Source organism: Herminiimonas sp. GW821-FHT09C12, from assembly GCF_059416385.1.
Genome location: NZ_JBWKPC010000001.1, coordinates 1176036 through 1195799 on the forward strand (window position 1 = coordinate 1176036; position 19764 = coordinate 1195799).

19 protein-coding genes are annotated in these 19764 nt (G+C 52.4%); 11 read left to right on the forward strand and 8 right to left on the reverse strand.

Going from position 1 to position 19764, the window contains the following annotated elements:
* Nucleotides 1–29 precede the first annotated feature (29 nt).
* Entirely contained in the window at nt 30–1586 is a 1557-nt protein-coding gene (locus AC07N2_RS05545) for an MFS transporter (RefSeq protein WP_494777380.1), read from the reverse strand.
* A 147-nt stretch (nt 1587–1733) separates the two neighbouring features.
* Between AC07N2_RS05545 and AC07N2_RS05550 the strand changes: the two genes are divergently transcribed.
* The gene (locus AC07N2_RS05550; RefSeq protein ID WP_494777381.1) at nt 1734–2621 is read left to right on the forward strand and encodes a LysR family transcriptional regulator; all 888 of its coding nucleotides are present in this window, start codon (nt 1734–1736) and stop codon (nt 2619–2621) included.
* A gap of 33 nt (nt 2622–2654) precedes the next feature.
* Here the strand turns inward: AC07N2_RS05550 and AC07N2_RS05555 are convergent, their stop codons facing one another.
* Nucleotides 2655–3533 (reverse strand): LysR family transcriptional regulator, encoded by an 879-nt coding sequence (locus tag AC07N2_RS05555; RefSeq protein ID WP_494777382.1) that lies wholly within the window; start codon nt 3531–3533, stop codon nt 2655–2657.
* A gap of 126 nt (nt 3534–3659) precedes the next feature.
* Between AC07N2_RS05555 and AC07N2_RS05560 the strand changes: the two genes are divergently transcribed.
* A complete protein-coding gene (locus AC07N2_RS05560) occupies nt 3660–4835 on the forward strand; it encodes an MFS transporter (protein ID WP_494777383.1) in 1176 nt (391 codons plus the stop codon).
* Nucleotides 4836–4880: 45 nt separating this feature from the next.
* Here the strand turns inward: AC07N2_RS05560 and glmU are convergent, their stop codons facing one another.
* Nucleotides 4881–6251, reverse strand: coding sequence for a bifunctional UDP-N-acetylglucosamine diphosphorylase/glucosamine-1-phosphate N-acetyltransferase GlmU (gene glmU / locus AC07N2_RS05565; protein ID WP_494777384.1), 1371 nt, complete (start codon nt 6249–6251; stop codon nt 4881–4883).
* Between the two features lie 78 nt (nt 6252–6329).
* On the opposite strand from glmU, the gene AC07N2_RS05570 reads away from it, so the two are divergent.
* Nucleotides 6330–7160, forward strand: coding sequence for a DUF6279 family lipoprotein (locus tag AC07N2_RS05570; protein ID WP_494777385.1), 831 nt, complete (start codon nt 6330–6332; stop codon nt 7158–7160).
* Between the two features lie 26 nt (nt 7161–7186).
* On the opposite strand, the gene AC07N2_RS05575 is transcribed toward AC07N2_RS05570, so the two are convergent.
* Nucleotides 7187–7969 (reverse strand): helix-turn-helix transcriptional regulator, encoded by a 783-nt coding sequence (locus AC07N2_RS05575; protein ID WP_494777386.1) that lies wholly within the window; start codon nt 7967–7969, stop codon nt 7187–7189.
* A 113-nt stretch (nt 7970–8082) separates the two neighbouring features.
* Between AC07N2_RS05575 and AC07N2_RS05580 the strand changes: the two genes are divergently transcribed.
* On the forward strand, nt 8083–8847 hold the full coding sequence (locus AC07N2_RS05580; protein ID WP_494777387.1) for a class I SAM-dependent methyltransferase: 765 nt from the start codon (nt 8083–8085) through the stop codon (nt 8845–8847).
* Between the two features lie 83 nt (nt 8848–8930).
* On the opposite strand, the gene ttcA is transcribed toward AC07N2_RS05580, so the two are convergent.
* From ttcA to AC07N2_RS05595, 3 genes are read right to left on the reverse strand one after another with little or no spacing between them, the layout of a single operon-like run.
* Complete coding sequence (gene ttcA, locus AC07N2_RS05585; protein WP_494778122.1) at nt 8931–9866, reverse strand: tRNA 2-thiocytidine(32) synthetase TtcA; 936 nt, start codon at nt 9864–9866, stop codon at nt 8931–8933.
* 16 nt (nt 9867–9882) lie between these two features.
* Nucleotides 9883–10278: a dihydroneopterin aldolase gene (locus AC07N2_RS05590; protein ID WP_076593011.1), complete on the reverse strand. Its 396-nt coding sequence runs from the start codon at nt 10276–10278 to the stop codon at nt 9883–9885.
* A 42-nt stretch (nt 10279–10320) separates the two neighbouring features.
* Entirely contained in the window at nt 10321–11100 is a 780-nt protein-coding gene (locus AC07N2_RS05595; RefSeq protein WP_494777388.1) for an SDR family oxidoreductase, read from the reverse strand.
* A 40-nt stretch (nt 11101–11140) separates the two neighbouring features.
* Between AC07N2_RS05595 and AC07N2_RS05600 the strand changes: the two genes are divergently transcribed.
* The 7 genes from AC07N2_RS05600 (at nt 11141) to AC07N2_RS05630 (ending at nt 19142) form a co-directional block, all read left to right on the forward strand.
* On the forward strand, nt 11141–12301 hold the full coding sequence (locus tag AC07N2_RS05600) for a class I SAM-dependent methyltransferase (RefSeq protein WP_494777389.1): 1161 nt from the start codon (nt 11141–11143) through the stop codon (nt 12299–12301).
* A 51-nt stretch (nt 12302–12352) separates the two neighbouring features.
* Entirely contained in the window at nt 12353–12547 is a 195-nt protein-coding gene (locus tag AC07N2_RS05605; RefSeq protein ID WP_494777390.1) for a DUF2905 domain-containing protein, read from the forward strand.
* A gap of 39 nt (nt 12548–12586) precedes the next feature.
* Nucleotides 12587–12805, forward strand: coding sequence for a DUF2905 domain-containing protein (locus AC07N2_RS05610; protein ID WP_076593014.1), 219 nt, complete (start codon nt 12587–12589; stop codon nt 12803–12805).
* Between the two features lie 126 nt (nt 12806–12931).
* Nucleotides 12932–14263, forward strand: coding sequence for a hemolysin family protein (locus tag AC07N2_RS05615; RefSeq protein ID WP_083664465.1), 1332 nt, complete (start codon nt 12932–12934; stop codon nt 14261–14263).
* A gap of 180 nt (nt 14264–14443) precedes the next feature.
* Nucleotides 14444–15895, forward strand: coding sequence for an MDR family MFS transporter (locus AC07N2_RS05620; protein ID WP_494777391.1), 1452 nt, complete (start codon nt 14444–14446; stop codon nt 15893–15895).
* Between the two features lie 148 nt (nt 15896–16043).
* Nucleotides 16044–17270 carry a GGDEF domain-containing protein gene (locus tag AC07N2_RS05625; protein WP_494777392.1) on the forward strand — a complete coding sequence of 409 codons (1227 nt, stop codon included), beginning with the start codon at nt 16044–16046 and terminating at the stop codon, nt 17268–17270.
* 198 nt (nt 17271–17468) lie between these two features.
* On the forward strand, nt 17469–19142 hold the full coding sequence (locus tag AC07N2_RS05630; RefSeq protein ID WP_494777393.1) for a response regulator: 1674 nt from the start codon (nt 17469–17471) through the stop codon (nt 19140–19142).
* A gap of 9 nt (nt 19143–19151) precedes the next feature.
* Here the strand turns inward: AC07N2_RS05630 and AC07N2_RS05635 are convergent, their stop codons facing one another.
* Nucleotides 19152–19523, reverse strand: coding sequence for an ArsC/Spx/MgsR family protein (locus AC07N2_RS05635; protein ID WP_494777394.1), 372 nt, complete (start codon nt 19521–19523; stop codon nt 19152–19154).
* Between the last annotated feature and the right edge of the window lie 241 nt (nt 19524–19764).

Here is a 19764-nt window from a genome sequence, read left to right on the forward strand (position 1 = left end):
AGCAACTGATAGGCAAAGCTTCTACAAAATTAAAGTGGCTTGCCAACTTCCGCCGGCGCAGCCTGATGTGCCATCCTCGGGCCGAAGATCACATAACTAAGCGCCGCTAATATCCACACGCCGATGCCGCCATACAGCATCACTGTGCCGAATCCATGTACCAGTGCCGTATGCAATAGCGCTTCCGCATCATTCAACCGCACGATTTCCGGTATGCGTTGTGCGAGTCCGGTCACATTGCCGGCCGCGACCATTTCGGCGGCGAGACGCAACTGCGTGTCAGGCAGAATGCCGACTACGCTATTCTTCAAGGAAGCCAGCACGCTCTCCAGCAGTATGAAACCCATCAACGCAATATTTATGGCCAGCGTGATCAGACGCGCGCTCATATCGATACCCGACGCCATGCCGGCGCGACTGCTGGAGACAGAAGCGGTCGCGGTGTTGGTCACCGGCGTATTCGTCAATCCCAATCCTATGCCCGCCAGCAAGGAGCCCGGCAACATGGTCAGCCAGCTTGCGTCTGGCAAGCCGCTCGCATAACGCATCAGCATGAAGCCGAGTCCGATCATGAATAAACCGGCGGGAATCACCAGGCGCGGCTGGTAGCGCAGCGACAAACGTTCGGCGAACGGCGGCACGATCAGCGTTGGCAGCGTGTAAGCCAGCAAGGCCAGTCCGGCGTGGATAGCGTCATAGCCGAGCGCACTTTGAAAATACAGCGGCAGATAAATGATGAAAGGCCAGAAGCTGAAGTTCATGCCGATGGAACCCATGATCGCGCCCGAGAAATTACGACTCTTGAAAACAGAGAAGTCGAACATCGGATGCGAACGACTCTTCTCCACGATGATGAAGGCGACAAAGCTGCAGACTGTTACCGCAATGATGATCAACGCAGGCAAGCTACTGAAGCCGAGATCTGCACCTTGCGTGATGAAGTAAGTCAGTCCGAACACGGAGAGCGACAACGTAATGATGCCCAGCAGATCGAGTTTTTTCGCGTGCGGATCACGTGATTCTTTTACGCCTTGGTAGGCCAGGAGCACGGTCAGCGCCGTCAGCGGAACATGCACAAGGAATACCCATTGCCAGTTCAACAGCGCCACAATCGCGCCGCCGATCAAGGGGCCAAATCCCAGCCCGACTCCCAGCATGATGCCGAACGCGCCGAAGGCTCGGCTGCGCATGGCACGATCCTGAAACTGATGTGACAGTATCGCCATCAGACAGATAGTCATGGCACCGCCGCTCATGCCTTGCAGGAAGCGGGCGACGATTAGCGTCGGCATCGATGTCGCCAGGCCGCAGATCAGTGAAGTGATGCCGAAGCACAGCAGGCAAATGATGAACATGCGCTTGCGGCCGTAGCGATCGGCCAGCGTGCCAGCCGCCATCAGCACGGTGGTGCAGGCGATGGTGTAGGCATTCATGATCCATTGCATGTCTTTCAAATCGCCATGCAGGACTTTTTCTAGCGTAGACAAAATGACCGGCACGCTGGATATTTCCAGGGCGAACATCAAGGCAGCAAGGCAGACTGAGGCCAGTGCGTAGGTATCTTTTCTGGATTGGAAGAGAGACATCTTGAGCTTTCACATCAATAGGGTATTTCGGGCTGAAACGACGCTTTTGCACGCCATTCCAGTGGAGGATGCGATTTTCGGTTAAGCTCATTAGTGATGCAAATGATTTAAATTTGTGGAATTTATTAATAACCGTCATCTATTGCCATGGACTTCGACCCTAACCTCTTGCGCGCCTTCGTCGCAGTGAAAGAAACCGGCAGCTTTACGCGTGCAGCCGAACGACTGCACCTGACCCAGTCGGCGATCAGTCACCAGATACGTCGTTTGGAAGAGCAACTCGGCCAACCTCTATTGCGCCGTACGACGCGCAGCCTGACCTTGACCGAAGATGGCGAAGATCTGGTGCGTCACGCGGAACAGATACTGGGTGCGATGGATGCCTTGAGCCGCCGTTTTCAGCCGTCGCCGATATCGGGAGAAGTGCGCTTCGGTGCGCCGGAAACCTTTGTTGGGGATCGCTTGCCGACACTGTTATGCCAGTTTGCGCACGCTTTCCCCGCAGTGCGATTGGACGTGCGGGTCAATATGCAACTGGATTTGCGCTCGCTGATCAATGATGGCGAACTGGATCTGGCTGTCATCATGACGCCGGGCGACAGCAAGGAAGGGACGGTGATGCGGCAAACCCAATTGGTGTGGGTGGCGTCGGAATCGTTTGAAGTTGCATCCGGCGCGTCGTCCTTGCCCTTGGCCTTTTTTCCGCCACCGTGCATCAATCGCAGTATCGGCGTTAATGCGCTGAACGATACCAATATGGATTGGCATGTCGTGTTCACGTCACCTAGCCAGCAGGGTATCAGCGCTGCGATTTTGTCCGGTCTGGCGATCACGGTGCTGCCTGAAGAAGACATGGAGCCGGGCATGCGCATTGTTGATGGTCAGTATGGTTTACCTCCACTACCGAAGGCTAATTTCACCTTGATCTGGAGCGCCAATGGCAAGACGCCGGCGGCGCTGGAATTCGGTCAACTGATTATGGAATTATCAAAACCAGTTGCTGCGACACGACGCGCTGTGCGCAAAAAGCGTTGAGATATATTCAGGGTTGCGGCAATTTGTGCGGTGCTAGAACATTTCCAAAAACTGTTTTGCCGCTGCCGATAAGCGTTGGCCCTTGAGCCAAGTGATGGCAACGTTCGATTCCAGTTTGCAATCGGTGATATCCATAATGTGCAGTTCATCGCTGATTTTGAGCGCGGCTGCTGAGCGCGGAACAATCGCAGCACCCAATCCCAATTCCACCAGCGTTAATAGCGCCGTGACATTGTCGCTTTCACAGAATATGGTGGGCTCTATCTTTGCTGCGCGTAACGCATCCAACACCATGTCGTGACAGAGAATGCCTTGCTGACGTTGCATCAGCAATAGCGGTTCTCGTGCCAGTTCCGGGAGTGTGATGGTCGGTAGTCGTACTTGCCCTTGCTCTTTGTTGAGGCGTATGACGGCGACCCACGGTTCGCTTACCAGTGGTTTGATTTCGTAACTGTTGTCATCAATTGGCAGACGCACGATGCCAACCTCGATCACGCGTGAGCTCAACAATTCCAGCACGCGGTAGGTATTGCCTTCGCGCCACTGAAAATTAACTTCAGGATAGTTTGCGTGGAAGTCGGCGATGCGTGAGGGCATGTACAGATGACCGATGCCGGGCGGACTGCCTATCGCCAGTGTGCCGCGCAAGCCTTGATCGAACTCTCGGATTTCCTTCGTTGTTGTCTCGACCAGACCGACGATTTGTTCGGCGCGCTGATACAGCGCGTGGCCGGCTTCGGTCAGGCGCAGACTTTTGGTATTGCGCTCTATCAGTTGCACACCGAGATTTTCTTCCAGCATTTTCAATTGCAGGCTGAGCGGTGGCTGCGCCATGTGCAGTCGTTTGGCGGCGCGGCTGATTTGGCCTTCTTCGACGATGGCCATGAAGTATTTGAGTTGCCGGATATCCATTGCAAGCTTTCAGAATCAGATCTACTTATATTTTATAGGTATGAATGAGGAATAAATACAGTATTTTCCTTATGATTGATGCGCGCATAGACTGTTTTTCAGTTACTGAAACTCAAGGAAAACATCATGCTGCGCAAATCAACAGTCTGGATCATGGCAATTACCGGCGGTGTCGTCGTTGCCAATAATTATTACAACCAACCTTTGCTGATCGAGTTTGCGCGCACCTTTGGTGTGACAGAAAAATCGGCCGGGGCCGTGGCGGCATTGACGCAGTTTGGCTATGCGTTCGGCATGTTGTTGTTCCTTCCTCTGAGCGACATGTTGGAAAGGCGCAAGCTGATTCGACTGATGTTGCTGGCATCGACCTGTGCCTTGGTCGCCACTGCGCTGGCACCATCCATGTACTGGTTGATTGCTGCCGGGTTTGCTGTTGGCTTTACCAGCATCGTGCCGCAACTGATCACACCTTTTGCGGCGCAATTGGCGGAACCGAAGGAGCGCGGAAGTGTGGTCGGCATCGTGATGGGCGGCTTGCTGACCGGCATTTTGCTGTCGCGCACGATTGCTGGTTTTGTCGGTGCGCACTTTAGTTGGCAAACCATGTACTGGATCGCTGCCGCACTGATGATCGCGCTGTTTTTTGTCTTGGGACGCACCTTGCCAAAAGGGCCGCCGACTTTTCACGGTAGTTATAAATCGTTGATGCAATCGATGCTGGAATTGATCCGTACACAGCCTGTATTGCGCGAAACATCGCTGGTCGCAGCACTGCAATTCGCCGCTTTCAGCGCGTTCTGGACCACGCTGGTATTTCAAGTGCACAGTTTGCCGGAGGCTTATGGCAGCGATGTTGCAGGCATGTTTGGTATTGTTGGTGTGATTGGCGCAATGGCTGCGCCGTATGCAGGCAAACTATCGGATCGCAACAGCCCGCGTTTGACCGTGATGCTGAGCAGTATTGCATTTGTTGTCGCGTATCGGGTGTTCGCTACGTTCGGTTACGATCTGGTTGGCCTTGCGATTGGTGTCGTGCTGCTTGATCTTGGGATGCAATCCGGTCACGTATCCAATATGACGCGCAACTTTGCATTGAAAAGTGAAGCGCTGGGTCGTTTGAATACGGTGTATAACGTGACGCGTTTTCTCGGTGGTGGTATCGGTTCAGTGGTCGGCAATATGGCCTGGAGTCATTGGGGCTGGCCCGGTGTCTGTACGATGGGTCTTGCCTTGTCGTTGCTGGCGATAGGCGTGCAGTTATATTACGGCAAACGTTATGCGGCTGTGCAGATGATGAGTTAAATAAAAAATCGGGCCGCGGCCCGATTTTTATATTGATGCATCGTATTACTTTTTGATCTTGACCGGACGCTGCCAGCCATTGACCGTGATTTGCTTCGCGCGTGAAACGGTCAGCTTGTCTGCTGGCGCATCTTTGGTCAGCGTGGTACCCGCGCCGATAGTCGCACCTTTGCCGACGCGTATCGGCGCAATCAATTGCGTCGCACTGCCAACAAAAACGTCGTCTTCGATGATGGTGCGTGATTTGTTCACGCCATCGTAATTGCAGGTGATGGTGCCAGCGCCGATGTTGACGTTCGAGCCGACGGTGGAATCGCCTACGTAAGTCAAATGATTGGCCTTGCTGTGCGCCGCGATCTCGCTATTTTTCACTTCGACAAAATTGCCGATGTGTACGTCTTCTGCCAGCACAGTACCTGGGCGCAGACGCGCATAAGGTCCGATGATGCAGTCGGCACCGACTACGGCATTTTCAAAATGGCTGTAAGGACGTACATGTGTGCGCGCGCCGATAGTGGAATTATGAATTACGCAGTTCGCATCGATGCGTACGCCATCAGCTAGCGTCACATCGCCTTCAAATACGCAGCCGACATCGATGGTCACATCGCGTCCGCAAGTCAATGTACCGCGTATATCTATGCGTGCCGGATCAGCGAGCGTCACACCTTGTTCCAGCAATGCATGTGCGATATTGCCTTGGTGTATGCGTTCCAGTTCAGCCAGTTGTACCTTGCTGTTGACGCCGTGGGTTTCCCACACGTGATCTGGTTGGGCTGAGACGACTGCCACGCCATCGGCGACTGCGCTGGCGACGATATCGGTCAGGTAATACTCGCCTTGCGCATTGTTGTTGGACAACTTGGCCAGCCATTTTTTCAGCAAAGCCGTTGGGGCAACGATGATGCCGGTGTTGACTTCGCGTATTGCGCGTTCATCGGCATTGGCATCTTTTTGTTCGACGATGCGCTTAATGGCAGCATCTTTAGCGCCGTTTTCTCTAACTATGCGGCCATATCCGGTCGGGTTATCGAGATCGACGGTCAAAATGCCCAACTTATCGTTACCCGCGATGTCCAACAAACGCTGCAGCGACGCGGCAGTCGTTAAAGGCACATCGCCATACAAAATCAGCGTCGGCGTATGATCATCCAACTGCGGCACTGCTTGCATGACAGCATGACCGGTGCCCAGTTGCGGTTCCTGCTTGGCGAATGACAGATCCTTGGCTTGCAGCAATTGCGGTACTTGCTCGCCGCCGTGGCCATAGATGACGCAGAGTGTCGATGGCGATAATTGCCGCGCGGTATCGATCACGTGTGACAGCAGCGGCTTACCCGCCAGAGGATGTAATACTTTCGGCAGCGCGGATTGCATGCGCTTTCCCATACCTGCAGCAAGAATGACGATATTCATAGGAAGCCAGTTAAAAGAATGCAAAATTTTATCACGCGTCCCTTTTATACTTTTGCAAAAAAAGCAGTGATCTGCGGCATGGCGATATTGTTGCTCGGATGCAGCGCGGCACGCCTGGGCTACAGCAATGGCGAAACCATTTCTTACTGGTGGCTCAACAGCTATGTCGATTTCGACAGCAGCCAAAAACAGTGGGTCAAGCATCGTATCGATGCGATCTTCGTCTGGCATCGCAAAACGCAACTGAAAGAATACGTGCATTTGATGGGACGTATGCAGCATCGCGATTTCGCCACGGTGACGCAGGCAGATTTGCTGAATGATTATCACGATGTAAAAACGCAGTTATTACAGATCGCAGACAGGGCAGTGCCGGACTTTGCCGAGCTGGCTTTATCGTTGAAGCCAGAACAGATAGTCAATATTGAAAAGAAATTCGCCAAATCCAATGACACCTTCCGCAAGGAGTATCTGGTTGGCAGCGCTGAAGAACGTCAGGAATTCCGTTATAGAAAAGCTTTGCAGCAGGCGCAGTTTTGGTTCGGCAGCTTCAGCAAGGAGCAGGAAGTAAAAATACGCGCCTTATCAGATGCGCGTCCATTGAATAATGAATTGCTGATGGCCGAGCGTGTGCACAGACAGCAAGAGTTGATCGAGCTGCTGAAAAAAATACACAATGAAAAGCCGAGCAAAGAAGCCACAACGGCCATGCTGAAAAAATTTGTGACTGCGATGGATGAGCGCTTTGGCAATCTGCAGCATCAGAAATTCTTCGAGTCGTTAAATGATGCGAATGCCAATATGATAGTCGGCATCATGCATGCTGCGACGCCCAAGCAAAAACAGTATTTTGTGCAAAGTTTGCAGGACTGGGTAAATGATTTCAACAAGCTGGCGGCTGCGGCTTGATTGCAAGTTTTCTCGGCTAAACGAGTTTATTCCGGCAGCAGCATCACTAGTTTGTAGCCACGTCCTGCGGCCAAATTCAAGGTCACTTGTTCAAACGTCAGTGCGCCTTTAATCGGGTGCATAAAGCGTCGTGTGCCGCCGTCACGTCCGACGACGTGTTGCGAATTCCACAGCTTCTTGAAGTCCTCACTTGCCCGCATCAAGTCATTGATCAGACTTGCCAGCGGTTCTTCATCCGCATACTTGCCGCAATCGGCGCGGAATTCCGCGACCAGGCGTTGCGCACGATCCGGCCAATCGGCAATCAAGGCGTGTGCTTTTTCTTCCTTGAACATGAAGTGCAAGAGATTGGCTTGGGTTGTCGTGGCGGATTTCTTCTTGCTCGCATCCAGCCAACCGCTGAACAAATCTTTAGCCGGGCGATTCCATGCGATCGCATCCCATTGCCGATTCAGTATGTAGGCCGGTGCCGTGATGGCTTTGACGATGGCGTCGAGATTGCTGCTCGGGCTGTCGTTGCTGACTTCCAGCATCGGATCGAGTTTGTCTGCCAATCGGAATAAATACGTCCGCTCGGCGGTGGTCAGATGCATTACTTCTGCCAGCTTGCTCAAGACCTTGGCTGATGCTGATACCGGCCGCCCCTGTTCCAGCCACGTGAGCCAGGTTGGGCTGACGTCACACAGTTGCGCCAATTCTTCGCGGCGCAAACCCGGCGTGCGACGTCGTCCGTCGGCGCGCAGCCCAACATCCTGCGGTTTGATTTGTTCGCGGTGCAAGCGGATGAAGTCGCCGAGTTTGTTATGCATAGTCGCTATCTTGCGTGTCATTCTGGCAGAAAATATACCAGTATAAAGTGTTATCTTGTTACAGAATAAATCATCGCCTATCGTACATCTACCCAATCATGTGGAGGTGGAAAATGAAACAGGCAGCAGTGGTAGCAGAACAATTCGGCAATACGGCAGCAGCGTATTTGACCAGTACGGTACATGCACAAGGTGCCGATCTGGATGCGGTGAAAGAGATTGCGCGCAGCTTCAAAGCGCCGACAGTGCTGGATCTGGGTTGCGGTGGCGGTCATATCAGTTTTGCGGTGGCACCATTTGCGGCAAAGGTCACCGCGTGCGATTTATCGGATCAAATGTTGGCAGTAGTTGCTGCATCAGCCGCGCAACGTAATTTGACGAATATCGAAACCGAGGAGGCGCAGGCCGAGAAACTGCCATTCGCCGATGCTTCTTTCGATATCGTGATCACGCGTTTTTCGGCGCATCACTGGTTGCACGTGCCGACCGGCTTGCGCGAAATGCATCGCGTGCTGCGTCCGAACGGCATCGTGATCGTCATCGATATCGTCGCATCGGAAATCGCCTTGCACGACACGACTTTGCAAGCGGTGGAGTTGCTGCGTGATGCTTCGCATGTGCGCGATTACCGAGTGTCGGAATGGTCGTCGATGTTTGCAGGTGCTGGTTTTGCGCATGAGTACGTCAATGGCTGGAAGTTGAAAATGGTGTTCGACGAATGGATAGCACGCATGCGTACGCCGTCTGAACGTGTGACGGCGATACGCAGTCTGCTCGATTCAGCACCGGAAGAAACCCGTGCTTATTTCGAGGTGCAGGACGATTATTCGTTTTATATCGATGCAGCGTTTTTTACAGCCAGAAAAATTGCTGTCTGAATCTGCATGATAAACAAATGCTGCGATGGAAATAAAAAAGGCTCCGAATCTCGGAGCCTTTTTTAAACTAATTACATAGTTACTCAATCATCTGAATCTGAGCGCAGAGGAATGATGCTGGAAATGCTGGTAGTTCCGGTCGAACATGGTTCTTCATCAAACGCGATATCGCCATTCGCCATCGCCTCGCCGGTTGCTTTCAAGTCAGCAAAGCCAAACAAGTCCTTGTCCATCAAATGCGAAGGCACGACGGTCGAGAGTGAAGAGAAAATATTGTCGACGCGGCCGGGAAATTTCTTTTCCCATTCGCGCAACATGCCTTTGATTTGTTTGCGTTGCAGGTTTTCCTGGCTGCCGCACAAATCGCAAGGAATGATAGGGAAGTTTTTTACCTGTGCATAGCGCTCGGTATCGGCTTCTTTCACATACGCCAATGGGCGAATCACGATGTGCTTGCCGTCATCGGATTGCAATTTCGGCGGCATGCCTTTGATCTTTGCACCGAAGAACATATTCAGGAAAAAGGTTTCCATGATGTCGTCGCGGTGATGGCCGAGCGCGATCTTGTTGGCGCCCAATTCATCGGCGACACGATACAGAATGCCGCGACGCAGGCGTGAGCATAGCGAGCAAGTGGTCTTGCCTTCCGGGATCAAGCGCTTGACGATGCTGTAGGTATCCTGGTTCTCGATATGGAACGGAATATCTAGTTGCTTCAGGTAAGCCGGCAGGATGTGGTCGGGGAAGTTCGGCTGCTTCTGGTCGAGGTTGACTGCGATGATGTCGAACTTGATAGGCGCGCGCTCGCGCAGCGTCATCAGGATATCCAGCAGCGCATAACTATCTTTACCACCGGACAGACAGACCATGACCTTGTCGCCGTCTTCTATCATGTTGAAGTCGCCGATGGCTTGACCAACCTGGCGGCACAGACGTTTGTGCAGCTTGTTGTTTTCGTAAACGATCTTCTCGTTCTGTTTGAAACTCAGCGCTGCATCCGTTTCCGGCGCGGCGTTCATCACGGATCGCGACACCTTAATTCCCCTTGATCTGGAAGACCTCGACGCCTACCGATTCACAATCGGGATAGACGTCAGGCTTTTCGGTTGAAACGCGTGCAGCGCGGACTTTCGGGTGTGCCAGCATGGCTTTGACTACGTCATCGCACAGGGTTTCCTGCAAATGGATATGACCTTGCGCCATGCGCTTGGCGATCGTGCTGCGCATATAGTCGTAATCGACGACTTCATCCAGATGATCAGCGGTCGGCGTCGATTCCTTCAATGGAATGAAAAGATCAACGTTGATCAATACGCGCTGCTCGCCTTTTTTTTCAAAGTCGTGCACGCCGATGTTGATTTGTACTTCGTAATTACGCAGGAATAGGCGGCGGCAATCAGCGAGTTGTGGATGGAACAAAAACGAATTCATAGTTGTAAACCGGTTGTACTGCAGGTGAAAAATCTTAAAGAATCAGGATGCGACAAACATCACATCGCGTTGTAATGGAATAAGGTGTTGGCCGCCATCGACGACCAATGTGGTGCCAGTCATCGCTTGCGCTTCAGCGACGAAGCAGACTGCATTGGCGATATCGTCCGGTGTGCTGGAGCGACCCAGTGGCGTCACTTTATGTGCGCGAGTAAATCCAGCTTCGCTTTGGTCGCCAGATACCAGCGTGATGCCAGGTGCAACGCCAACCACGCGTACTTTAGGTGCGAGCGCTTGCGCCAGCATGGTAGTGGCGCTGTGCAGCGCGGCTTTTGATAGCGTGTACGACAAAAAATCAGGGTTCAGATTAAACAGCTTTTGATCGAGCAGATTAACGACGACGGCTTGCGTGCCATCCGGCGTGGCTTCGTACAAGGCTTGCGCCAATAAAACCGGCGCGACCAGATTGGTATGCATGTGCGCGTCCAGCGTCGCGCCGGAAAAATCGGCCGCGTTGTCGTAATCAAATAGCGAGGCGTTATTCACCACGCAGGAAATAGGACCGAGCACAGTCGAGGCGCGGCGTACCAGCGTTTTGACCATAGCTTCATCATTCAAGTCGCAATGCAGGGTGATGGCGCGTCGACCCATGGCCTCAATCTCGGCAACGGTGGCTTGCGCCTCGGCTTCTGAACGCGAGTAATGCACCACCACATCCCAGCCACGTTGCGCCAAGGCGAGCGCGATCGTGCGGCCGATGCGCTTGGCGGCACCGGTCACAAGTGCGGTCTTTTTCAATGACGTTTGTTTATCTGTGGACATGAATGGTTGTGTGTTTCGCTGATTTCTCTACAATACCGCCATGCAACTGCAACTCCCAGAACCTTCTTCAGACGCATTATCTGCGTCACACGCGCTTCAGCACCTGATCGTTGACGAAATTCGCCGTCATGATGGCTGGATTTCTTTCGCCCGTTATATGGAGCTGGCGCTGTATGCGCCGGATGTCGGTTATTACAGCGGCGGTGCTGCAAAACTTGGCAAAGACGGTGATTTTACAACCGCGCCCGAAATTACGTCGCTTTTTGGTGAAACGCTGGCCCACGCGGCTGGCGACCTGATGACGCAAAGTACACCGCAAATCCTGGAATTCGGGGCTGGTACCGGTAAATTGGCACTGGATATCCTGACTGAATGCGCGGTTGCCGGTATTCCGCTGGAACGTTATTCCATCGTTGAATTGTCTGGCGAGTTGCGTGCTCGACAACAACAAACCCTAGCCGGCTTCCCGCAAGTGACCTGGCTGGACGACTTCCCGCCGGCATTTTCCGGCGTTGTGCTCGGCAATGAAGTGCTGGACGCGATGCCGGTGTCGCTGGTTGTCAAAGAGGAAAGCGCCTGGCTGGAACGTGGCGTTGGCTTCGAGGATGGACGTTTTGTTTTTGCTGATCGCCCATGCGACCAGGAGTTAGTGGCGCAAATACCGGATGCGGAAGAGTTGCCTATCGGTTATCTGACCGAAGTGCACCCGATTGCAGTTGGCTTTATGGGTTCGTTGGCGACCATGCTGACGGCGGGCTTTGAGCAATCAGGCAAGGGCGGGGCGGCGATACTGATCGATTATGGCTTCCCGGCGAGCGAATACTATCTGGATCAGCGGGTCGAAGGCACCTTGATGTGCCACTATCGTCATCATTCGCATCCCGATCCGTTTTACGTGCCGGGTTTGCAAGATATTACGGCGCACGTTGATTTCACTGCGATGGCGTATGCAGCGGTACGTAACGGTTTGGAGATGGTTGGCTATATGAGCCAGGCGGGTTTCCTGCTGGCGGCTGGTTTGGGTGATCGCTTGCTGGTCACTGCGCCGGACGATCATATGGCGTATCTGCCAAAAGCGAATGCGGTACAAAAATTGACCTCGCCAGCGGAAATGGGCGAGTTGTTCAAAGTGCTGGTAGTCGGCAAAGGCGTACAGTTGCCAGACCAGTTCGATCGCGCGGATCAAAGCCGCCGACTTTAATATCGAGACCAGACGCTGGCAAAGTTTGTCAGCGTGTCATGAAAGTTGCCCATGCTGCGCTGGTTCCTTGTCATCTTTATTGCCGTGATCGTGTTTTCCGCTGCCTTGCCGTGGCTGGAAAAATTTGGTGTCGGCAGATTGCCGGGTGATGTGCGCTTTACCTTGTTTGGCAAAACCATCTTTTTGCCGTTTGCTTCGACGGTCTTGTTATCGCTGGCGGTTTTTTTGCTGGCGCGCCTGTTTTAAGGTTGACCTCTGGCATGTCCATTTAACGGGGGAGTAGGAATGATTCGTTGGGTCGCAGTGATTTTTATCGGTTTGACGGTTTTTTACGCGTTGATCCCATGGATTATCGAAAAACTGGGCGTCGGCCGCATTATTGGCGATGTACGTTTCAAGCTTTTTGGCCGCATGTTCGTCCTGCCCTTCGGTTCTACCGTGCTGTGGTCGGCCGTAGCTTTCCTGATTGCCGAGATCGTGAAGCGCACCTGTCTGTTCTGCTGAGCCTGGCGAAATGTGCATTTCAGGCCAAGAATTTGGCCATTTTGATGCTGTGGCGCACGCTAATGATATGATTCACGACTTATCAACAGTAGGGCTAGCGGGTAGAAACTGCGAGTTCCCTTAGTAGTGGACATATTAATTATCCTGGGTTTGATCCTGGTCAATGGCATTTTTGCCATGTCTGAAATTGCGATCGTTACCTCCAAACGTATTCGTCTCCAAAAATTATCTGAAAACGGCAGCAGGGGTGCACAAGCGGCACTTGATCTGTCGGATAGTCCTAGTCGCTTCCTCTCCACGATACAGGTAGGTATCACACTGATCGGCATTTTCAACGGTGCGTTCGGTGAAGCTTCGCTGGTCGAGCGTCTGACGCCTGAAGTCGCCATGATTCCTTTCGTCGCTTCCTATGCGCGCGAAATTGCGCTGGCCGTGGTCGTGGTCGGTATTACCTTTGGTTCCCTGATCCTTGGTGAGTTGGTGCCTAAGCGCATCGCGATGCAATATCCGGAAGTCGTCGCTTCTCTGGTTGCTGCACCGATGTTGTGGCTGTCGCGTCTGATGGGGCCGTTTGTCAAAATTCTGACTGTGACGACCGAATTCATCTTGCGCATACTCGGCATGCAACACAAGAAGGACGATTCTGTTACGGAAGAGGAAATCGCTGGCTTGTTCCGCGAAGGTGCGGATGCCGGTCTGTTTGAAAAAACCGAGCACGATATCGTATCGCGTGCCTTGCGCCTGGATGACCAGCGCGTCGCCGGTTTGATGACGCCGCGCCTGGATGTGCACTTTATTGATCTGGAAGATTCAATAGAAGTGAATCTGGCCAAGATTGCTGATAGTTCGTACAACCGCTTTCCAGTCTGCAAGGGTGATATCTCGCATGTGATTGGTATCGTGCACGCGGGTAGTTTGTTTGAACAGGCCATCCGCGGAAAATCTATCGCGACTGTCGATATCGCAGCTGCCACGCGTCCACCATTGTTCGTGCCGGAAACCATTAGCGCGATGCAGTTGCTGGAAACCTTGAAGAAAAATCGTGCCGAACTGGCATTGGTGATCGATGAGTACGGCGAGATCGAAGGCATCGTTACCTTGAGTGACGTCTTGGGCGCGCTGGTTGGTGATGTGTCGGTGATCGATGAACATCATGAAGTCGACGGTGTGCGTCGCGAAGATGGTTCATGGCTGATTGATGGTGGTGTATCGTTTGATCGCTTCCGCGAATTGCTGGAAACCGAAGTGCGTTTCCCGGAAGAAGCATCCGGTACGTATCACACGCTGGCTGGTTTCGTGATGACCTTCCTTGGTCACATCCCGCAAATGTCGGATCATTTCGAGTGGGAAGGTTACCGGATTGAAGTGGTCGATATGGATCGCAATCGTATCGATCGCCTACTGATTACCAAACTCGATCCGTCGCCGGATGATATGCCAGCTGATGATGCGGGTTGAGTAAACAGAGTTACCAAATAAAAACGGGCCGGAATTTCTCCGGCCCGTTTTTTTATCTGCAGCTGATACACGTATTCAAAAAGTAATTCATTTTCAAGCTTGTGTTCTCACAAGCAAGTTGCGGCTGTCACAACAGCCACGGTTATATACTTATTCGTATTGAAGCTAGGCAAATCCAATATGCAAGCACTCACTTTGGAAGAACTGCGCGGCCGCTATGGCGAGCGTTATAAATGGCTGGTCTTGTTGACTTGCATGATAGGCAGCGTCGCGGCGATTCTTTCTTCCACCATCGTCAATGTGGCAATCCCTGATCTGAGTCGCTACTTCGCGCTCGGGCAAGAGCGTGCGCAATGGGTTTCTACAGGTTTCATGCTGGCGATGACTTTGTCTATGCTGATGACGCCATGGCTATTGCTGCGTTTTGGTCTGCGCCGTACATACGGCGGTGCGATTGTCTTGTTGCTGATTGGTGGCGTGGTCGGCGGCTTCAGTATCAATTATCAGATGTTGTTATCTATGCGTGTGCTGGAGGGATTGGCAGCCGGCGTGATGCAGCCGATACCGGCGATTGTGATTTTGCGCGCATTCGAACAGCACGAGCAGGGCAAGGCCATGGGGATATTCGGCTTCGGCGTGGTGCTGGCACCGGCAATAGGACCTAGCGTGGGCGGTTTTCTGGTGGAGTTGTTTGGCTGGCGCTCGATATTTTTCGTGGTGGTGCCGCCGTGCTTGCTGGTACTTTTCCTGATTCAGCGTTTTCTCGCTTCATATACGCCGACGCTGGAACATGCCAAACCGCTCGACTGGAAAGGTTTACTGTTAATCGGTGTCAGCATTATCAGTCTGCTCAATGGCGTGGTCGAATTGCGCGGCGATATGTCGCAGGCGGTCATTTTGTTGGCGCTGGGTGTGACGACCTTGATTGCCTTCATCATTTATCAAATGCGTACCAAGGCAGAACCGTTGATGAATATGAAGTTATTCCACTATCGCCAATTTACGATGGGTGCATTGGTGGCGTTCATTTATGGCATGGGCTTGTACGGTTCGACTTATCTGTTGCCTATCTATATGCAGATGGCCATGAATTACGCGCCATCGCAGGCGGGTTTGGTGTTGTTGCCAGCCGGGATCGTGTTGGCGGTGACGATACCGCTGGCCGGGCGTCTGGCCGACAGTTATCCGCCGAATGTGCTGGTGGCTATCGGTTTGTTTTTACTGGCGTCGTCGTTCGCCTTGATGGCAAACGGTTCACCGGCAACCAGTTATTGGTTGTTGATGGCGTGGGCGGTGATAGGACGCATAGGTTTGGGCTTTGTATTGCCGGCGCTTAGTTTGGGCGCGATGCGCGGCGTAGATAACAGTTTGATAGCGCAAGGCGCCAGTGCCATCAATTTCGTACGCCAGCTTGGCGGTGCCATCGGTGTCAGCATGGTTGGTGTCGTGCTGGAGTGGCGGATCACGCTGCATCAATCGCGTCAGGCATTAGGTATAGACAACCATCGCAATGCTTTTAATGAAACATTTTTACTGGTTGCCGTCTTGTGCGCGGTGGCTGTCATTGCGGCCTGGTATATGCGCGAAAAGCCATTGCAAAAAGACAATCAAAATAATATGACGGGATTGTGACTTATAGTTACAAAGCAATAATAGTGCGTGTATTCTGCTGATGGATATGGTCTAGTAAGAAACAGAAAAAATAGAACTTAGCAGCAAGTTATTTCGGTCGGATAGTGTGCGTCAACCTCGTTGGCTGAACTTTCTTGGACGGATGTGCATGCGACAAATCAGTGAACACAACGCTGTGCCGGGTGCCGACGATGCGTCGCCAAATGCGACTGCATCGGAGCTGCGGGCGCCTGTTCGTGGCGCGGCCAAATCTGCAAAAATCCATGTTGTTCGCGCACGTCGCCAAACCCAGCTGCATCACAAAAATCGCCAAAATGCGCGCATCAAACGCCTGCTGCTGATAGGCGTATTCGCCCTGTTTTATCTGATCGGTGTGGGCGTGTTTTACCTGCATGGCTTGGTCGATCACATGGCATTGATCGTTGCTACCAGCTTAAGCGTTGCTGTACTCGTCGTGTTTTACGCTTGCTTCGCACTGGGTTGGAACAACAAGACCAGAGAGAAGAATCTGCGCGTGCCGATCACGCTATGTGCGATCGGCATCATGTTGCTGATGACGTATCTGGCACCGGCTACACAAATTCTCTTCACGCCTTTTCTGTTCTTGACGATGGCCTTCGTCATGCACCGCGTTTCACCCAAAACAATGTTGCTGCTGACGATGTCGACATTGCTTGGTTATATGGCGGTAATTGCCTCGCATTATTATCAGTACGACGATTGGTCCATGCTGAAGCTGGAAGGCGCTTTGTTCCTTGGCTTGTTGCTGACCTTGCCGGGCTTTGTCGTGCTCGCCAGCCGGATGCAGGAATTGCACAACGCCTTGTTCAAGGCGACGAGAAAAATCAAGGATATTGAAGAAGATGCACGACGCGATGCCTTGCTCGGCTGCTTTAATCGCCGTTACATCGTCGCTGCACTGGAGCAGCAAAAGCGTATGTCGGATGAAACCGGCTCACCCTTATGTTTGGCCGTGATCGATTTGGATCATTTCAAGCGTGTGAATGATGAAGCTGGCCATCTGGGCGGCGATGAAGTTTTGCGTACCTTTGCACGCATTGCAGAAAAGAATGTGCGTCAGCACGATGTGTTCGGACGTTATGGCGGTGAAGAATTCTTGCTGGTTCTGCCCGAAACATCCTTGTTGGCAGCATTGAATATCGCCGAACGCATACGCGAACAGGTCGAACAACACGATTGGAATGGAAAACTGCGCCATCGTGTCACCGTGTCCATCGGCCTGACACAACACATTCCAGGCGAATCCGTGCTGGATTTATTCTCGCGTACCGATACCGCCATGTATATGGCCAAGCAGGGTGGCCGTAATCAAGTGGTAGTCGAGGAGCCGACTGCGGATAGCGCGGTGGCCTGATTCGATTTCAGCCTGATGAACCTGAGGCGCTACTTATTTCTTGTCTGTATTGCACGTCAGGACGAAATTGTGTCGTCCGATGACGCTGTATTTATCAAATTGCGATGACATCGTTTAACAAATGTAATATTGTTGTATGGAAACTTTTATTCTGCACTCGCGCTGCTACCTCGGCGCACTCTTTGGCTTTGAAACACCATGCAAGAACTCGCCGGACTAACCGCACTGATTATTGAGCCGCATGCGGGTATGCGGGCCAGTATTCACAACATGCTGAGCATAGGCGGCATCAGCAAGATTGAGTATGCGGCCAGCTCAGGTAGCGCCATCCGTCCCCTGAAACACAAAATGTTCGATCTGGTGATCTGCGAATACGATCTGGGCGAAGGCCAGGATGGTCAGCAATTGCTGGAGGACTTGCGGCATCACAAGATTATTCCGCCATCCACGGTATTCATCATGGTCACGGCCGAGCGTAATCATGAAAAAGTGGTGAGCGCGGCGGAATTGGCGCTGAACGATTATGTGCTGAAACCGTTCACGGCAGAAACGCTGATGGATCGGATCGCCAAAGCCATAGAAAAGCGCAATGCCTTCATACCGATTTACCAGTTGATCGAGCATGGCAATTTGAGTGAGGCGATCAATGCCTGTGTTGCAAGTGAGCGCACGCATGCGCGCTATCAGGCGGAATTCATACGTCTGCGCGCCGAACTACACATCACCTTGGGCGAATTGACGGAAGCGGAAGCGATCTATTCCGAGCTTTTCGCCAAGCGCTCTATCGCATGGGCGCGTCTGGGTTTGGCAACCAGCTTGTACATGCAAGACCGCTTCGAAGAAGCGGAAGAGATGCTGACTTCACTGGTCGCCGAGAAAAAACAGTTTCTGGAAGCCTACGATTGGCTGGCCAAAACGCAGGAAGCCCGGGGGCAAATGCAACAAGCGCAAACCACGCTGGAACATGCGGTCACGCGTTCTCCGCATGCCTTGCAGCGCTTGCGCAAACTGGGCAATGTCGCACTGGAAACCGGCGATACCGATACTGCGCATCGGGTTTTTCAGCAAGTCATCAACAAAGCCAAGTTCTCTGAATTCCGCGAGCCGGAAGACCATGTGCATTTGGTCAAAACCTCGATTGCCAAAGGTGAAGTCAAACTCGTTTCTTCCATCATTCGCGATCTCGCAAAATCCTTGGCCAACATCAAGAAAACCCCAGCCTGTCGCGCTTTGGCCGCCGCCATGCTGCATAAACATAATGGCGATACGGAGCTTGCGGTAGAAGAGTTGGGCGCTGCCGTCCTTGCTTGCAAGGAGCCGATAGGTTTATCGAACGATACCAAAATGACCTTGGCGCTGAATTGCCTGGAAAGTGGCATGGAGCAAGATGCCGTGGAGGTCATGACTTCGGTGGTCGGCAACGCTTCAACCAACGTGGCGATGACGAGGGCTATGCGTTTGTTCAGAGAAGCCGGGCGCGAAGATTTGGGCAAGCGCGTTACGCGCGAAAGTAAAAGCCAGGTGGTCGATCTGGTATCGGCCGGTGCCGAGAAGGCGCGTCTTGGCGATTATCACGGCGCAGTTGCCTTGATGTCGGAAGCGGCGGATAAATTGCCGGAAAACCCGCAAGTGGTTTTCAACGCAGCGGTTGCGGTGCTGAAATGCCTGGATAGCCTCGGTTGGGATGAGCAATTGGGCGAGCAGGCGCGTACTTATATTAGCAATGCGCGTCGCCTTGATCCGCGCAATCCGCGACTCTCCTTGCTCGCCAGTATGTATCGCGACATTCTGAAAAAGTACGCGATGGAGCGTGCATATGGCGTACTACCGGCCAAGGCTGTCAGCAACGTCGCGCAGACTGAAAAACAATAAATAAGCTGCTTAGGGTGCAATCAGAATTGCATGCACCAATTCTGGTGGACGTGCGATTACCGCGCGTTGATTAAACCGCACTATCGGGCGTTGCAATAATTTCGGATGCGTTGCTAGTGCGTGCAGCAAGCTCGCATCGTCAGCATTTTCTAATTGCAGGCTTGTAAATTCATCTTCATTGTCGCGCACCATGTCGCGTACGCTAACGGCTTGTTCTGATTGCAGAATGTGATGCAGCTCCGTTAATTGAGTCTGCGTCAGCGGCGTTTTTTGATAATCAATGACATCTAAAGTCAGGCCATGTTGTGTCGCAAATTGCTGCGCCAGTTCCAATGCGCCACGCGATTTCGAGCAACGTGGATTGTGATAAATGATGAGCATGGTGTTTGAATTCAAAAAGTGAATGGGTAAAGCAATAGCTTGCATTATCCCGTTTTCAGGGCAATTCAGTGGTGCGCATGGCGAACTTCGCAGTCTTCTTTGCTTGTGCTGCAAGAGATCTACTTATAATTCGTGATGTGATGCTTGGGTTTAATGTTAATTTGACGGATGTTCAGCGATTTTTTGTGTATTTTTCATCAATTCGGATTGAGCGTGGATAATTTGCTGATGCGCGCTGTCT

Excerpts from the sequence above, each read along its gene's own strand:
- AC07N2_RS05545 (WP_494777380.1), bottom strand. The coding sequence starts at position 1,586 with ATGTCTCTCTTCCAATCCAGAAAAGATACCTACGCACTGGCCTCAGTC.
- AC07N2_RS05550 (WP_494777381.1), top strand. The coding sequence starts at position 1,734 with ATGGACTTCGACCCTAACCTCTTGCGCGCCTTCGTCGCAGTGAAAGAA.
- AC07N2_RS05555 (WP_494777382.1), bottom strand. The coding sequence starts at position 3,533 with ATGGATATCCGGCAACTCAAATACTTCATGGCCATCGTCGAAGAAGGC.
- AC07N2_RS05560 (WP_494777383.1), top strand. The coding sequence starts at position 3,660 with ATGCTGCGCAAATCAACAGTCTGGATCATGGCAATTACCGGCGGTGTC.
- glmU (WP_494777384.1), bottom strand. The coding sequence starts at position 6,251 with ATGAATATCGTCATTCTTGCTGCAGGTATGGGAAAGCGCATGCAATCC.
- AC07N2_RS05570 (WP_494777385.1), top strand. The coding sequence starts at position 6,330 with ATGGCGATATTGTTGCTCGGATGCAGCGCGGCACGCCTGGGCTACAGC.
- AC07N2_RS05575 (WP_494777386.1), bottom strand. The coding sequence starts at position 7,969 with ATGCATAACAAACTCGGCGACTTCATCCGCTTGCACCGCGAACAAATC.
- AC07N2_RS05580 (WP_494777387.1), top strand. The coding sequence starts at position 8,083 with ATGAAACAGGCAGCAGTGGTAGCAGAACAATTCGGCAATACGGCAGCA.
- ttcA (WP_494778122.1), bottom strand. The coding sequence starts at position 9,866 with ATGAACGCCGCGCCGGAAACGGATGCAGCGCTGAGTTTCAAACAGAAC.
- AC07N2_RS05590 (WP_076593011.1), bottom strand. The coding sequence starts at position 10,278 with ATGAATTCGTTTTTGTTCCATCCACAACTCGCTGATTGCCGCCGCCTA.
- AC07N2_RS05595 (WP_494777388.1), bottom strand. The coding sequence starts at position 11,100 with ATGTCCACAGATAAACAAACGTCATTGAAAAAGACCGCACTTGTGACC.
- AC07N2_RS05600 (WP_494777389.1), top strand. The coding sequence starts at position 11,141 with ATGCAACTGCAACTCCCAGAACCTTCTTCAGACGCATTATCTGCGTCA.
- AC07N2_RS05605 (WP_494777390.1), top strand. The coding sequence starts at position 12,353 with ATGCTGCGCTGGTTCCTTGTCATCTTTATTGCCGTGATCGTGTTTTCC.
- AC07N2_RS05610 (WP_076593014.1), top strand. The coding sequence starts at position 12,587 with ATGATTCGTTGGGTCGCAGTGATTTTTATCGGTTTGACGGTTTTTTAC.
- AC07N2_RS05620 (WP_494777391.1), top strand. The coding sequence starts at position 14,444 with ATGCAAGCACTCACTTTGGAAGAACTGCGCGGCCGCTATGGCGAGCGT.
- AC07N2_RS05625 (WP_494777392.1), top strand. The coding sequence starts at position 16,044 with ATGCGACAAATCAGTGAACACAACGCTGTGCCGGGTGCCGACGATGCG.
- AC07N2_RS05630 (WP_494777393.1), top strand. The coding sequence starts at position 17,469 with ATGCAAGAACTCGCCGGACTAACCGCACTGATTATTGAGCCGCATGCG.
- AC07N2_RS05635 (WP_494777394.1), bottom strand. The coding sequence starts at position 19,523 with ATGCTCATCATTTATCACAATCCACGTTGCTCGAAATCGCGTGGCGCA.